This is a genomic window from Mycobacteroides sp. LB1 (assembly GCF_013449725.1).
Classification (GTDB): domain Bacteria; phylum Actinomycetota; class Actinomycetes; order Mycobacteriales; family Mycobacteriaceae; genus Mycobacterium.
Map to the genome: position 1 here is coordinate 1,817,239 of NZ_JACCFF010000001.1, position 14,224 is coordinate 1,831,462.

General features: G+C 64.7%; 12 protein-coding genes. 6 read left to right on the forward strand and 6 right to left on the reverse strand.

Going from position 1 to position 14,224, the window contains the following annotated elements; all coding sequences use genetic code 11:
• Nucleotides 1-28: 28 nt before the first annotated feature.
• Nucleotides 29-1,414: an MFS transporter gene (locus MLB1_RS08840; protein ID WP_180749272.1), complete on the forward strand. Its 1,386-nt coding sequence runs from the start codon at nucleotides 29-31 to the stop codon at nucleotides 1,412-1,414.
• Between the two features lie 4 nt (nucleotides 1,415-1,418).
• Nucleotides 1,419-2,330: a 3-hydroxyisobutyrate dehydrogenase gene (gene mmsB, locus MLB1_RS08845; protein ID WP_180749273.1), complete on the forward strand. Its 912-nt coding sequence runs from the start codon at nucleotides 1,419-1,421 to the stop codon at nucleotides 2,328-2,330.
• On the opposite strand, the gene MLB1_RS08850 is transcribed toward mmsB, so the two are convergent.
• Nucleotides 2,318-3,268 carry a cytochrome c oxidase assembly protein gene (locus MLB1_RS08850; protein WP_371750576.1) on the reverse strand — a complete coding sequence of 317 codons (951 nt, stop codon included), beginning with the start codon at nucleotides 3,266-3,268 and terminating at the stop codon, nucleotides 2,318-2,320. The two genes, mmsB and MLB1_RS08850, sit on opposite strands and share 13 nt — an antisense overlap.
• A 145-nt stretch (nucleotides 3,269-3,413) precedes the next feature.
• On the opposite strand from MLB1_RS08850, the gene MLB1_RS08855 reads away from it, so the two are divergent.
• A complete protein-coding gene (locus MLB1_RS08855; RefSeq protein ID WP_180749275.1) occupies nucleotides 3,414-3,638 on the forward strand; it encodes a hypothetical protein in 225 nt (74 codons plus the stop codon).
• A 69-nt stretch (nucleotides 3,639-3,707) separates the two neighbouring features.
• Here MLB1_RS08855 and MLB1_RS08860 read toward each other — a convergent pair whose 3' ends face one another.
• From MLB1_RS08860 to MLB1_RS08880, 5 genes are all read right to left on the reverse strand, one after another.
• On the reverse strand, nucleotides 3,708-4,541 hold the full coding sequence (locus tag MLB1_RS08860; RefSeq protein ID WP_180749276.1) for an LLM class F420-dependent oxidoreductase: 834 nt from the start codon (nucleotides 4,539-4,541) through the stop codon (nucleotides 3,708-3,710).
• A 56-nt stretch (nucleotides 4,542-4,597) separates the two neighbouring features.
• On the reverse strand, nucleotides 4,598-6,418 hold the full coding sequence (locus MLB1_RS08865; RefSeq protein WP_180749277.1) for a phosphoenolpyruvate carboxykinase (GTP): 1,821 nt from the start codon (nucleotides 6,416-6,418) through the stop codon (nucleotides 4,598-4,600).
• 169 nt (nucleotides 6,419-6,587) lie between these two features.
• The gene (locus MLB1_RS08870) at nucleotides 6,588-6,944 is read right to left on the reverse strand and encodes a DUF6802 family protein (protein WP_180749278.1); all 357 of its coding nucleotides are present in this window, start codon (nucleotides 6,942-6,944) and stop codon (nucleotides 6,588-6,590) included.
• Nucleotides 6,941-8,446, reverse strand: coding sequence for a hypothetical protein (locus MLB1_RS08875; RefSeq protein ID WP_371750577.1), 1,506 nt, complete (start codon nucleotides 8,444-8,446; stop codon nucleotides 6,941-6,943). Before MLB1_RS08875 ends, MLB1_RS08870 begins: the two co-directional genes overlap by 4 nt.
• A complete protein-coding gene (locus MLB1_RS08880) occupies nucleotides 8,443-9,522 on the reverse strand; it encodes a hypothetical protein (RefSeq protein ID WP_180749279.1) in 1,080 nt (359 codons plus the stop codon). The genes MLB1_RS08875 and MLB1_RS08880 overlap by 4 nt, the downstream gene beginning before the upstream one ends.
• Before the next feature lie 124 nt (nucleotides 9,523-9,646).
• Between MLB1_RS08880 and trmB the strand changes: the two genes are divergently transcribed.
• Genes trmB through MLB1_RS08895 form a run of 3 tightly spaced genes read left to right on the forward strand, consistent with a single transcriptional unit; the run spans nucleotide 9,647 to nucleotide 14,206 of the window.
• A complete protein-coding gene (trmB, locus tag MLB1_RS08885; protein WP_371750597.1) occupies nucleotides 9,647-10,462 on the forward strand; it encodes a tRNA (guanosine(46)-N7)-methyltransferase TrmB in 816 nt (271 codons plus the stop codon).
• On the forward strand, nucleotides 10,459-11,139 hold the full coding sequence (locus MLB1_RS08890; protein WP_180749281.1) for an NYN domain-containing protein: 681 nt from the start codon (nucleotides 10,459-10,461) through the stop codon (nucleotides 11,137-11,139). The genes trmB and MLB1_RS08890 overlap by 4 nt, the downstream gene beginning before the upstream one ends.
• A 37-nt stretch (nucleotides 11,140-11,176) precedes the next feature.
• Nucleotides 11,177-14,206: an MMPL family transporter gene (locus MLB1_RS08895; protein WP_180749282.1), complete on the forward strand. Its 3,030-nt coding sequence runs from the start codon at nucleotides 11,177-11,179 to the stop codon at nucleotides 14,204-14,206.
• The last annotated feature ends 18 nt before the right edge of the window (nucleotides 14,207-14,224 follow it).

Consider the following 14,224-nt stretch of genomic DNA (forward strand, 5'->3'; position numbering starts at 1 on the left):
GACGGCGTGTCGCCGCTAGGTTGGCGCCATGTCGCTGACCGCCCCGCCCGATGGCGGTCCCCACCCCACACCGACCGGCCTGCGTAAGGTCGTCGCCGCATCCATGGCGGGCACCGTCGTCGAGTGGTACGAGTTCTTCCTCTACGCCACCGCCGCCACCCTCGTCTTCAACAAGGTCTTCTTCCCGGCGGCCGGTAACGACCTCGACAACATCATCAAGGCGTTCCTCACCTACGCGGTCGGGTTCGTCGCCCGACCCATCGGCGGAATCGTGTTCGGGCACTTCGGAGATCGCTACGGCCGCAAGCACCTACTGCAGATCGCCATCGTGCTTGTCGGCGTCGCCACCTTCCTCATGGGCTGTCTGCCGACCTTCGCCCAGGTTGGCTACGCCGCACCGATCCTGCTGGTCGCCCTGCGGTTCCTCCAGGGTTTCGCCGTCGGCGGTGAATGGGGAGGCGCCGTGCTGCTGGTGGCCGAGCACTCCCCCGACAAGGAGCGCGGTTTCTGGGCGAGCTGGCCCCAGGCGGCCGTACCGCTCGGCAACCTGCTGGCGACCCTCGTGCTGCTCATGTTGTCGTGGACCCTCTCCGACGCCGCGTTCCTGTCCTGGGGCTGGCGCGTCGGGTTCTGGCTGTCGGTCATCATCGTCGCGATCGGCTATTACATCCGCACCCGGATATCCGATGCACCGATCTTCCAGGAAGCCCGCCGAGAACTGGAAGAGAGCAAGGCCCTGCCGAATTCTCTTCGCGCAAGCGGCTCATCGACCTCCTACGGCGTCATCGAGGTGTTCCGCCGGTACCCACGTGGGGTGTTCACCGCCATGGGGCTGCGGGTGGCCGAGAACATCCTCTACTACATGGTTGTCACTTTCTCCATCACCTATCTGAAGACCCAGCTGCATATAGACACCAAGCGAATCCTGTTGCTGCTCTTGATCGGTCACGTAGTTCAGGCGATCGCACTTCCGATCGTCGGCCGGTACACCGATATCGTCGGGCGACGCGCACCGTATGCACTGGGAGCTCTGCTGGCGGCGGGGTGGGGTTTCATCGCCTTCCCGATGTTCAACACCCGCAACGACTGGGTGATCCTGGCGGCCATCGTGATCGGGCTGCTGGTGCACTCACTGATGTTCGCCGGGCAGCCGGCGATCATGGCGGAGATGTTCCCCACCCGAATGCGGTACTCGGGGGTGTCGGTGGGTTATCAGGTGACTTCGATCTTCGCCGGATCACTGGCTCCGGTCATCGGTACCGCGCTGCTGAGCAGGTACCACAGCTGGGTGCCGGTGGCGATCTATCTGGCGGCCGTCGCTCCCATCACCCTGATCGCCGTCTGGGCCCTGCCCGAGACCAAGGGCAGTTCACTGCATGAGCTGGATGCCGCCGATCGCGCACGGCTAGGTTGAACAGATGGCGACATACGGCTGGATCGGTTTGGGGAACATGGGCGGCCCGATGGCTGCCAACCTGGTAGCGGCTGGACATACGGTGCGCGGTTTCGATCTCTCGGGTGATGCGCTCGCCGGCGCCGAAGCCCATGGCGTGACCGCGGTCGACAGCATCCCCGAGGCACTGGCCGGCGCCGAAGTCGTGTTCACCATGCTGCCCAAGGGCGAGCATGTTCGCTCTGTGTTCGAAGGCCCCTACGGGATCTGGGAGAACGCCTCGCCGTCAACGCTTCTGGTGGACAGCTCGACCGTCGACATCGAAACCTCTCGGTACTGTCACGCGGAATCGGCACGGCGCGGATTCCGGTTCGTCGACGCCCCGGTATCCGGCGGCATCAGCGGCGCGCACGCAGCCACGCTATGTTTCATGCTCGGCGGCGGCCTGGAAAGCGTCGGTGAGGCGACCGATTACATCAAGCCCATGTCCGGACGCGTGATCCACGCGGGAGACGGCGGGGCTGGGGTGGCGGCCAAGATCTGCAACAACATGATGCTGTTCATCGACATGATGGCGAATTCGGAAGGCTCTCAACTGGCCGACCGACTCGGCCTGGACCCCAAGGTGTTCTGGGAGATCTGCTCGGTCTCCTCGGCACGGTCATGGGCACAGCAGACCTGGTACCCGGTGCCGGACATCATCGAATCCGCCGCCGCCAACCGCAACTTCGATGCCACCTTCACGGTGGACCTGGCACACAAGGACGCCCGGCTGGCATTGGCCGCCGGGGAGGCTACCGGCGTGAAACTGCCCGCGGCGACCATGGTCACCGAGCAGTTCCAGCAGCTCATCGACGAAGGACTGGGCGGCAAGGACTGCTCGCTGATCGTCAAGTACACAACCCCCGACGGATCGGCCCGCGGCTACGCGCCCTGATCCGGCCGGTCACCGTGCAGCTGCCGCAAAAACCGGTTGTACGAAGCTAATTCGTCTTCCTGACGGGCATCATCGGCCTCGCGCACCTCGGTCTCGACCAGTTCCTCGCGCCGCCACCGGATGGCGAAGATCAGGGTGGTCGCCAACGCGATGGGCTCACCGTACGACCAGGCCAGTGCACCTGCCACCGCCTGGTCCTGCACCGGGTCAACGGCCCACTCGACGGGCGGGTTGGCGAAGATCCCGATCAAAGGCCTGGGCGCCATCATGAGAATGACGCCGATGAACACGTGCAGCGGCATCTCCACGAAGATGTCGAACATCCGGCCGAGGTTGGTCTGCCGAATCGGCAGAGGGTCGGTGGACAGGATCGGGATGACGAAGAGCATGCCCGTGACCAAGAAGAAGATCTCTAATCCGTTGTGCCCCAGCCAGGTAGCGGCAATGGTGTCGAACAGCTGCGACAAGTACAGACCGTAATAGCTGAATAGGAACAGCGGAAGGGTGACGGCCGGGTGCAGTAGAAACGCGGCAGTACGGCTGCGCAACCCGGCCAGCGCGGCCGCCAGCACCCACCTGCCGGGCCCTTGATGAGGTGTCGACCGCAACAGCAGCCGCCCCGGTGAGCCCAGCACCAACAAGGGCGGCACCAGGATCGACAGCGTCAACTGCTGGAACATGAAGGCGCTGAACAACCGGAATCCGTAACGCTCTATCGACAGTCCCATGACCGCAGCCAGGATCAGACACCCGGATAGGAAGGACACCGTCGACCACCATGGCCAGCTGCGGCCCATCCGGCGTAGCCGAACCACACTCAGCAGGTACCACCCGGCCAGCAGGGCCGCGACGATCGGTAGCACCGGGACGGCGGGTGGGTTCCACTCCAGCAGAGACCAGACTGTGGGTGGCTCAGCCGGGGTATTCATTAATTGCATTATGCGCATATTTGAATTAGATGGCCATCCGGGTGCCGATTCGGGCCGTTCACCTGCAATTCGGATCGCGGATAGCCAAACAGCGTTGGTTCACAGCTTCGCTAACTAGGGTGCGCGACGGGCGGGGCAAACCAGAGGAGGAACGATGGCTGTATCCGTGAATCTCGAGAAGGCACTCGATAAGGCCTACGAGAACAAGGACCTCAAGGACGTCCTCGACGCACCGCCGTCGGCTCTCGCCGGTCTCACCGAGAAGCATGACGCGGCACTGAAGGAAGCCCTGAACATCTCAACCGTGCGCGAGCTGGGCACCAACAAGTACCTCGCGATCGCCGCGGCGCTGGCGGCCCTGGAGAGCAAGACCGGCTAGAACTACCTGCCGAGAAGGCAATCAGATACGCGGGACTGCCATTCTGCGTATCTGATTGCGCTCTCGCGGTTAGGAACGAAGCGCCTCGGCCAACGGCTCCAGCACACGGGGGTCATACGGCGGGGGCAGGTAGATGATCGCCAAGTCCAGACCCTCCGCGCCCAGCGCGGCGGCCTCGTCGACAACCTTCGCGTAGTCGCGATCCTCGCCGAGCCGGATGTGGGCGGAGAGCGTGATCTCGCCCGGGTCGCGGCCGATATCCGCGCAGTGCGCGGCCAGCACATCACGCTTACGGGCGAACTCCTCGGGCGGTCCGCCCACGAAGTTCCAGTGCTGGGCGTACTTGGCGGTGATCCGCAGCGTCCGCTTCTCGCCGCTGCCGCCGATGCAGATCGGGGGGTGCGGCTTCTGCGGCCCCTTGGGCTCGTTGCGTGCGTCTTTCAGCTGGTAGAACTTGCCCTCGAAGCTCGTTGTCTCCTGGCTCAGCAGACCGGTGAGCACCTCGCAGGCCTCTTCGAACCGGTCGAAACGTTCCTTGATGCTGCCCAGCTCGATGCCGTAAGCGCCGGATTCTTCCTCGTTCCAGCCGGCACCGATGCCGAGTTCCAAGCGGCCACCGGACACGATGTCCAGCGCCGAGGCCATATTGGCCAACACGGCCGGATGCCGATAGTGAATGCCGGTTACCAGCACCCCGACACGCAGCCGTCGGGTGGCCTGCGCGAGCGCAGTGAGGGTCACCCAGCCTTCGAGGCACGGCCCGCTGGAGTCCGAGAAGATCGGATAGAAGTGGTCAAAGGTCCAGCCGGACTCAAAGACCTCGATCTCGTCGGCCACCTTCCAGATGGCCAGCATGTCGTCCCAGGTGGTGTTCTGCGGAGATGTCTTGAACGCGAAGCGCATTCCACAACCCTAGGCGTCACGTACCTGGAGCGTCGACCAGATCGGTTCGGAAGCCGCTACCCGAGTCGCTGTTTAAGGGCGTCGAACTCGTCCTTGACGCCGGTCGGCAGCTTGTCGCCGATGAACTCGAACCACTCCTCGATAAGCGGCAGCTCGGCCTGCCATTCGTCAACGTTCACGGTCAGCGCCTCGGCGACGTCGGCCTCATCGACGTCCAGACCTGCCAGGTCCAGATCCTCGACGGCTGGGACGGTGCCGATCGGGGTGGAAACACCGTTGGCCCGGTGCTCGATCCGATCAACGATCCACTTCAGCACGCGGCTGTTCTCGCCGAATCCTGGCCACAGGAATCGGCCGTCGCCGCCGCGACGGAACCAGTTGACGAAGAAGACCTTGGGGAGCTTGGACTCGTCGGCCTGCTTACCGACATTGATCCAGTGGTTCAGGTAGTCGCCGACGTGGTAGCCCATGAACGGCAGCATCGCCATCGGGTCGCGGCGCACCGCACCGACCTTGCCCTCGGCGGCCGCGGTCTGCTCCGAACCCAGCGTGCCGCCGATGAACACGCCGTGCTGCCAGTCCCGAGCCTCGGTCACCAGCGGAACAGTTGTCTTGCGACGGCCGCCGAACAGGATCGCCGAGATCGGCACACCCTGCGGGTCGTCCCACTCGGGGGCCAGCGTGGGGCACTGCGACATCGGGGTGCAGTAACGCGAGTTCGGGTGGGCGGCTTTGCTTTCCGTGTCCCGGATGTACCAGTCGTTACCCTTCCAGTCGACCAGGTGATCGGGCTCACCCTCCAGGCCTTCCCACCACACGTCGTTGTCATCGGTACGGGCGACGTTGGTGAAGACGGTGTTGCCGGCCTCGATGGTCTTCATAGCATTGGGGTTTGAGCTCCAGTTGGTGCCCGGTGCCACCCCGAAGAAACCGAACTCCGGGTTGACGGCGTACAGGCGTCCGTCCTCGCCGAAGCGCATCCAGGCGATGTCATCACCCAAAGTCTCTGCACGCCAACCGGGAATGGTCGGCTGGATCATGGCGAGGTTGGTCTTACCGCAGGCCGACGGGAATGCCGCGGCCACGTAGTACGCCTTGTTCTCGGGCGAGATGAGCTTCAGGATCAGCATGTGCTCGGCGAGCCAGCCCTCGTCATGCGCCATCGCCGAGGCGATGCGCAGCGAGTAGCACTTCTTGCCCAGCAGCGCGTTACCGCCGTAACCCGAACCGTAGGACCAGATTTCACGCGTCTCGGGGAAGTGAGTTATGTACTTGGTGTCATTGCACGGCCACGGCACATCTTCCTGGCCAGGCTCCAGGGGCGCACCGATCGAGTGCAGCGCCTTGACGAAGAAACCGTCATCACCCAGCTTCTCCAGCGCGGCGGCACCCATGCGGGTCATCACACGCATGGAGGCGACGACGTACTCCGAATCGGTGAGCTCCACTCCCAGCTTTGGGTCCTCGGCGCCGAGCGGGCCCATGCAGAACGGCACCACCCACAGGGTGCGTCCGCGCATGCTGCCGCGGAACAGTTCGGTCATGGTCGCGCGCATCTCGGCGGGCTCCACCCAGTTGTTGGTGGGGCCGGCGTCCTCTTCACGCTCCGAGCAGATGTAGGTGCGCGATTCCACTCGCGCAACGTCCGACGGATCCGATAGCGCCAGGAACGAGTTGGGGTGCTTCTCGGGATTCAGACGCTGAAAGGTACCGGCGTCCACCAGCTGCTGAGAGACCCGCGCGAACTCCTCGTCGGAGCCGTCAGCGAACACCACTCGATCAGGTTGAGTCAGCTCAGCGATTTCACGGACCCAGGCAAGCAAACCCGCATGCTTCGTGGGAGCGTTGTCAAGACCGGGAATGGTCGCTGCTGTCATCGAGAGCATCTCCTCTGTAGGTACGCAGGGCCGCGCCGACGCCGGGCGGGACCTTGATATATGAGGTTAACGCCGACCATGTTCGACGTGAAACGGGGTCGCTGACAGTTAGTCACAGAAAGCGCGAAGATCAGATAGAAGGCAAGCAGGCAACGGCCAGAAGCAGGTACTACTTTTCCCCGACGCGACCGTGTTCGATGAGCTCCCAGTGCGCACCGGATCCGCGGACCCAGGTCTCGTAGGTACCGTCCGCGCCAAACGTGGTCACCTTGTCCGCCACACCGTCCTCGTCGATATCGGAGACTATGGAAAGCCCGGTCGACCCGTCGGACGGATGGAGCGCGACGGTGTCGCCGATGCCGTCGTGGTCGGTGTCGATGAGGTCTTTCCCCAGGTCGATTAGCTCACCGCCATTGGGCAGGTACATATGGTGATCGACGTGCAGGTCCGGACTGAGGGCATGCCCCGGCTCGGGCACTCCTTCCCCGAGTCCCCCAGGTAGTCCCTGGTCAAAACCTTCGATCATGACTCCGCCTGATCCTCCTCAGCCTGACCCGCCCCCCGCAAGCGGCCCATCGACCTATTCTCAGCTTTTCGGCCGGTCGCGTCCAGCCGTTCGGCGACTTTGGTTAGCGCCTTGTGCACCGACGGCAGGTCACGGTTACGCAGTGCTGTTGCCCGTGCGGTATTCATGGCGGCCTCGCGCAGCGCGGTATCTATTTGCCCGACCCGGGCGGCCAGCTTGTCGTTCTCGCGTTCGTCGATCTCGACCAGATCGGCGTTGAGCCTGGTCTCCACCTCCAGCACCCGCGCAGCCACCCACTGCTCCAAGTACCCGCGCAGCTCCCCCATGGTGTCGCCCAGCCAGCGGTCCAGCACCGCCCGATCGTGCAAAAGCCCCCGCACCGCCACCAGCCACACCGCGATACACGCTCCGGCCACCAGGCCCACCGCCAAACCCACCAGGGCCAGACCCGGGCGCGCGTACGCCACCAACCGCGACACCGTCAACGCTGCACCCAGACCGAAGAACACCCCGAATAGCGCCATCATCCGTGTCTCCAGACGGCGTGACCGCACCGAAGGGTCGCTCGTCTCAGGCGGCACCGGGCGGTTGGCGCTGGCCCTCGGGGCCACCCAATGCTGGGTCACCTCGGAGGAAACCTCAGCAAGGTGTTCCTCGGTGCCCTGTTCCACTTCGGCGACCACCTCGGCCATTCGACGCCGCACCCGGTCACCAAACCCCGGCACATCGCGCCGCTTCAGTTCGGCGATGTCCTCGCGTAGCTCACCACCTACCGAGCCAACCCGCTTGCGCGCGAAGTACAGCAGCGTCATGCGGGCCTGGGCAACGCGGTTGCGCAACGCCAAGGTCCGCTCGGACTTGCCCGAACGCGTCCGTCGTACCGCTGCCTGCCGCTGATTGCGCAGTTCATCGGCACGAGCGCCCTCCCCGGCCTCCGGGGAGACATTCAACATGCCCTGCAGGCGAGTTGCCCAGGCGCGCAGTCTGTTTCGCTCATCTCGGGCAGGTTCTTCGCGGACTTTACGCACGGCGCGCACCAGTTCGTCGAGCCCCGGCGCGTCTCCACGCGTCGATACCCCCAGCCAGGTGATACCGCTGAATCGGGAATCGTGCTCGGCCAGGATCTCCCGGTTCCGATCCATCACCTCGCGCCAGGACTGATGCACATCGATCTTCGACACCACCGCGATGAGCGCATCGGTATTGGCGGCGGCCAGCTGGATCAGACCGCAATCCGACGGCGTCAAGGGCGCCGTCCCGCTGCACACGAACACGACCACTCCCGGCGCCTGCCCGTGCTGCAGATCCTCGGGCTCGACAATGCGCACTCCGGACATGCGCCCCGCCAAGCCGCCCGCGAGCGTCGAGGCGCCGGCCAGCCAGCCGCCGGTCACCATCACCACGTCTTGCAGGTCCACGCCCAGCGGGCCGAGCGCGGGGTCCACCGCGAGTACCAACTCGTCGACCCGTTTGTCTGCCGGTTTATCAACAGGAAAGTTCACGCTCGACCTCCGGCCAGGCGCCACAGCCGCAACGACCCACGCACGATGTCGGTGCCCATCGCGGCATAGGTGGCGGTCACCGGTCCCGCGGCGAATCGCTGCCAGCGCTCGGCGCGGTAGCGGTGATCCTCGGGATGATCGCTCAACTCCACCGGTATACCCGCCGCCGTGGCGGCGTCCACTGCGCACTGCATTGCGGCCACCAGCAGGTCGTCGCTGGTCAGGAAGGCGTCGACCTGCATAGGCAGGACACCCGTCACCCCGATCCGGTGAAGTTCGGCGAGCACCGATCGCATCCGGCGATACCAGCCCTGGGCAATGGCGGCACGAATGGCGTCCACCACCGCGTCGATACCCGACAAGTCACGCAACAGCGCGGTGAGCGCCGGCGCCCCCAGGCCGGGAACCTGCCGGAGCGCCCCGATCGCGCAGCCCATCGGGTAGAGGTCCAACTCATGCAGTAAGCGCCGCCGCATTGCTGCCGGCACCTCATGTGTGCAGGTGACAAAGGCGTCGACGGAACTGGTGTCGGCCGGGTGCTCGACCATCGACTTGAGGGCCTCGACGATGCCCTCGTCGAGATCGGCCAGCGGGACGTGCGCGGATAACGGCAGCGTCGGAACCCGCGTCTCGGCGCGGTATTCGGCACAGCGCCCCACCGCGGCGGTCCATGGACCACGGGCGCCGCCGGGATCGGTTAGATCCGCCTTATTGAGGATCAGCACCTTGGGGGCTGCGGATGCCGCCAGGACGGCACGATCTTCGGGTTTGAGCACCTCCGCGAACACCACGATCTGGACATCCATGGCGTCGGTGGAATCTGCAGGATCCTGGTTGGGGATCGGAACCTCGATAAGCGCATGTCCCGGTCCGGCCTCGGCAGGCATGGTGCGCCCCAACGCGCCGATAACGCTCGTGACACCCACACCGGCGCGGCCCCGAACCGTGACCCGCAGCGGGTCGCCCGCCCGCACCGCGACATCGTGAATGCGCTGGCCACCGCGTGCCTGCCGAATCTCGGGGCGCGCCGCGAACCGGTCGAGCGTTCCCCGGAAGATCTCAAACCCCCGCGTCATCACCTATTCCAGTTCGTTCGGTCAACGGAAATGCTCACATTGTCACCTGCGCCGATGGCAGGTTCCACCCTGGTAGGCATCTGTTGAGTATCAATCCGCGCCGGGATTATGGGATCTGCCTCCTATAGGTGACCATGGAAAGATGCGTTGTGACGGCCAGGAGCGGGGCTGTGCGGTAGCTGGATCAGCCACCGACGAGCTCCCGGGCACCGTCACTGCCGATTCCAGTGCCCATGCGGACGGCCAGCACCACCACACACGCCGTGTGTCGAGCTTTCGATCGCGCGGGTCGTCACTCTCCGAGGGGCAGCAAAAGGCCTGGGATAAATCCTGGTCGACGTACGGCCGGGTCGCCCGCGAAGCCGACGGTTCCTGCCCGCCTCTGGAGCCCGCCAGATGGTTCGGACGAACCTCCCCCTTAATCCTCGAAATTGGTTGCGGCACAGGAACGTCTACTGCCGCGATGGCGCTTGAGGAACCTCAGTTCGACGTGCTGGCGGTGGAGGTCTACCGCAAAGGGCTCGCTCAGCTGCTCTCGGCGATCGATCGTGAGGGCATCGAAAACGTTCGACTGATCCGCGGTGACGCGCTCGACGTGCTGGAGCATCTGCTGCCATCGGGGTCGCTGACCGCGGCACGAGTGTTTTTCCCGGATCCGTGGCCGAAGACCCGCCATCACAAGCGGCGGCTGCTGCAGGCGGGCACCGTGGCACTGCTCTCGGACCGGCTCCGCCCGGGCGGCACCCTGCATGTGGCCACCGACCATGCAGATTACGCGGAACATATCGCCGAGGTCGGGGACGCGGAGCCGACACTGCACCGACTCGATGTTCACGATCCGAGTGTTCCGGTCTCGGTGCGCCGGCCCACCACCAAGTTCGAGGGAAAAGCGCACACGGTCGGCAGCACGATCAACGACTTCGTCTGGAAACGATTGTGAGCGTCGCCGAAGATTTACGGGACCCGAACACGGCCGACGATTCCATCCGCCGCCGGTCGTTGCGGGTGCTGCTGGTGTGGGACGCCCCAAACCTCGACATGGGACTGGGCTCCATCATCGGCGGCCGCCCATCGGCGGAGAACCGACCGCGGTTCGACGCTCTGGGCCGTTGGCTGCTGGAGCGCACCGCCGAGTATTCGGCAGACCATCCCGATTGCCTCGTCGAACCCGAGGCCACTGTGTTTACCAATATCGCGTCGGGGAGTGCCGAAGTGGTACGCCCATGGGTCGAGGCGCTGCGTAACGTTGGGTTTGCGGTATTCGCCAAACCCAAGATCGACGACGACAGTGACGTCGACGCCGACATGCTTGCTCATATCGAGCTGCGGTCCGATGAAGGCCTGGCCGGGGTGTTTGTGGCCTCGGCAGATGGTCAGGCTTTCCGCGAACCGTTGAAGAAGATCGCCGGTGACGGGGTCCCCGTCAGTGTGCTGGGATTTCGCGAACATGCGAGTTGGGCGCTAACCTCGGATACTCTGGGGTTCGTCGATCTCGAGGACATACCCGGAGTTTTCCCCCGAGCCTTGCCGCGGGTGGGTCTAGATTCGCTCCCCGACGAAGGCGCCTGGTTACAGCCATTCCGACCGTTGTCGGCGTTGCTTACGTCCAGGACATGAAAACCGGCGCGTGACAGTCGCTAGTTAGGAGATATCTGTGTTCGCCTGGTGGGGTCGAATGGTGTACCGGTATCGGTTCATCGTCGTTGCCGCGTTCGTCGCGATCTGCCTGGGTTCCGGACTGTTCGGTATCACCCTCGGCGACCACGTGACGCAGAGCGGGTTCTTCGACGACAACAGCGAATCGGTGAAGGCATCGGTCATGGCGGACGACGCCCTGGGCCGCGACCGAACCACGCACGTTGTCGCGGTCATCGCGGCTCCCGACGGTAAGACCGTCGATGATCCCGCCTTCCAGAAGAAGCTGACCGATCACTTCGACCAGCTGCAGAAGGACAACCCCGACCAGATCTACGGCTGGGCCGGCTGGCTGCGCGCGCCGACGACGACAGACCCCACCGTCATGCGGATGGTGACGCCGGATCGCAAACACACCTTCGTCTCGATCGCGCTTAAGGGCGATAACGACGACACCATCCTCAATAACTACAAGGCACTGGCGAACCCGGAAAAGGCCACAAAACCCGATCCCGCGAAGAACAAGTTCCTGCTCGACGGTGTCGATATCCAGCTGGCCGGCCTCCAGCCCGTCGCCAGTGAGCTCACCGGAACCATCGACAAAGACACGCAGCGCATGGAAATGCTGTCGCTGCCGGTGATGGCCGTCGTGCTGTTCTTCGTCTTCGGCGGTGTGATCGCGGCCGGGCTCCCCATGATGGTCGGTGGCCTGACCATCGCCGGCGCCCTGGGCATCATGCGACTGATCACCCTCTTTTCTCCGGTGCACTTCTTCGCCCAGCCGGTGGTCACGCTCATCGGCTTGGGTATCGCCATCGACTACTCGCTGTTCATCGTCAGCCGCTTCCGCGAGGAGATCGCCGAGGGGTACGACACCGAGACCGCGGTCCGCCGCACCGTCATCACCTCGGGCCGCACCGTCATGTTCTCGGCCACCCTTATCGCAGCGGCGCTGATGCCCATGCTGATCGTGCCGCAGCAGTTCCTAAGGTCGCTGACATACGCCGGTATCGCCTCGGTGCTGCTCGCCGCGATTCTGGCCGTAACCGTGCTGCCCGCCTGTCTGGGCGTGCTCGGTCGGCATGTCGACGCGCTGAGTATCAAGCGGTTCAGCCGGACCAAGTCACGCGAGGAGCTTGAGAACGGATTCTGGGGCCGCACAGTGGTTTTCGTGATGAAGCGGCCGGTGGCGTTCGCCGTCCCGATCGTCATCGTGATGCTGCTACTCATCATCCCTCTGGGCAACCTGAAGCTCGGCGGCTTCAGCGAAAAGTACTTGCCGCCAACTAATTCCACCCGCATGGCGCAGGAAGACTTCGATACGCTCTTCCCCGGTTTCCGCACTGAGACCATCACCATCGTCACCAAGGGCGCCACCGACTCTCAGCTCAACCAGATCCGTGCCGAAGCCATGAAGGTCCCCGGCTTCGTGGAGCCCGATGGGGACAAGACCCAGATGTGGCAGCGACGTAAGGCCGTCACGACCGACGGCGACGCCAGCGTCAAGGTCATCCAGAACGCCCTGATCGTCCGCAACACCGCAGGCGAAAAGGTCAAAGCGCTGCGCGACATGCCCGTGCCCAAGGGCGTGACAATGTATGTCGGCGGCACCCCGGCACTCGAATACGACTCGATCAACGGCGTCTTCGACAAGCTGCCGCTCGTGATCGTGATCCTGATCAGCATTACCACGATCCTGATGTTCCTGGCATTCGGATCACTTGTGCTGCCCATTAAGGCCGCGGTGATGAGTGCCCTCGGCCTGGGCTCGACCATGGGCATCCTGACATGGATATTCGTCGACGGGCATTTCTCCAAGTGGCTCAACTTCACGCCGACACCCCTGACAGCGCCGATCATCGTCCTGATCATTGTCGTCATCTACGGCCTGTCCAGCGACTACGAAGTGTTCCTCATGTCCCGCATGATTGAGGCGAGAGCGCAAGGGCTGTCGACCGCTGAGGCGGTGCGGGTGGGCACCGCTAACACCGGCAGAATCATCACCGCGGCCGCGCTCATCCTCATCGTGGTGGCGGGCGGTTTCGCCTTCTCCGATCTGGTGATGATGAAGTACCTGGCCTTCGGTCTGATTTCGGCGCTCATCCTGGACGCCACCGTGGTCCGCATGCTGCTCATCCCGGCGGTCATGAAGATGCTGGGCGACGACTGCTGGTGGGCGCCGGTGTGGATGAAGCGTGTGCAGGTGAAGCTCGGCCTCGGCGAAGTCACCCTCCCCGACGAGCGCAAGCGTCCCACCGGCCGCGAGCAGGCTATCGCTGCGGCGGTATCCCCGGTCGGGTCCAATGCACGCACCACCAAGCTGCAGATCGCCTCCGAGCGCACCCGGTTGCCCTCGGCACCCGCACCGCGCCAGCACGATCCGTCGGCTCCGGCGCGGCCCACTCCGCCCCCGCCCGCTCCCCCGACCACACCGGTCAACCTGCCGTCGCAAGGTAACGACGGTGGGGACGCACCCGCGACGACACGGATGTCGGTACCCGGTAAGAACGTTCCTCCTGCCGATGCGCCCACTACCCGTGTGCCTGGTGGGAACCCTTCCGGTCCCGACGCTCCGACCGCCCGCACCAGCGTCGCGGGGACACATCGCCCGGACCGCCGCAATGCCGATAGAGAGATCGAGTCGTGGCTCGGCGAACTGCGCGGCCCCAAGCAGCCCGGCTCCGGCCCGGCCGCTGAATCGGGAGATGCGACCACCGCGATTCCCGTCTCCAAGCCTCAGCCCAAACCGCAACCGGCACAGCCGAACCGTGCCAATGGCACAGCCGGCGAGGACGCGACGACGGCGATGCCGATCGCTAAGCCGGATGCCACGCGGCAGGGTCCACCTCGGGCTCCGCGTCCTCCTCAGTCGCCGCAGCCCGCTCCCCCCGCCGCTGATGCGACGGAGGTACTGCCGGCACCTGGGCAGGATCGCGACCAAAAGCGCACGCCGCAACAGCAGCAGGACGCGGACGAGGCCACCCGCCGCAGCCGCGGTGGCAGTGTCAGCGCCCAGGATCTGCTGCGCCGAGAGGGACGCCGCATCTAGCGACGTCCCTCTCCACCA

What these genes read in the sequence shown, in the direction of transcription:
- MLB1_RS08860 (WP_180749276.1), bottom strand. Translation starts at nt 4,541, where the DNA reads ATGCGCTTCGCGTTCAAGACATCTCCGCAGAACACCACCTGGGACGAC.
- mmsB (WP_180749273.1), top strand. Translation starts at nt 1,419, where the DNA reads ATGGCGACATACGGCTGGATCGGTTTGGGGAACATGGGCGGCCCGATG.
- MLB1_RS08850 (WP_371750576.1), bottom strand. Translation starts at nt 3,268, where the DNA reads ATGCAATTAATGAATACCCCGGCTGAGCCACCCACAGTCTGGTCTCTG.
- MLB1_RS08840 (WP_180749272.1), top strand. Translation starts at nt 29, where the DNA reads ATGTCGCTGACCGCCCCGCCCGATGGCGGTCCCCACCCCACACCGACC.
- MLB1_RS08870 (WP_180749278.1), bottom strand. Translation starts at nt 6,944, where the DNA reads ATGATCGAAGGTTTTGACCAGGGACTACCTGGGGGACTCGGGGAAGGA.
- MLB1_RS08865 (WP_180749277.1), bottom strand. Translation starts at nt 6,418, where the DNA reads ATGACAGCAGCGACCATTCCCGGTCTTGACAACGCTCCCACGAAGCAT.
- MLB1_RS08855 (WP_180749275.1), top strand. Translation starts at nt 3,414, where the DNA reads ATGGCTGTATCCGTGAATCTCGAGAAGGCACTCGATAAGGCCTACGAG.
- MLB1_RS08880 (WP_180749279.1), bottom strand. Translation starts at nt 9,522, where the DNA reads ATGACGCGGGGGTTTGAGATCTTCCGGGGAACGCTCGACCGGTTCGCG.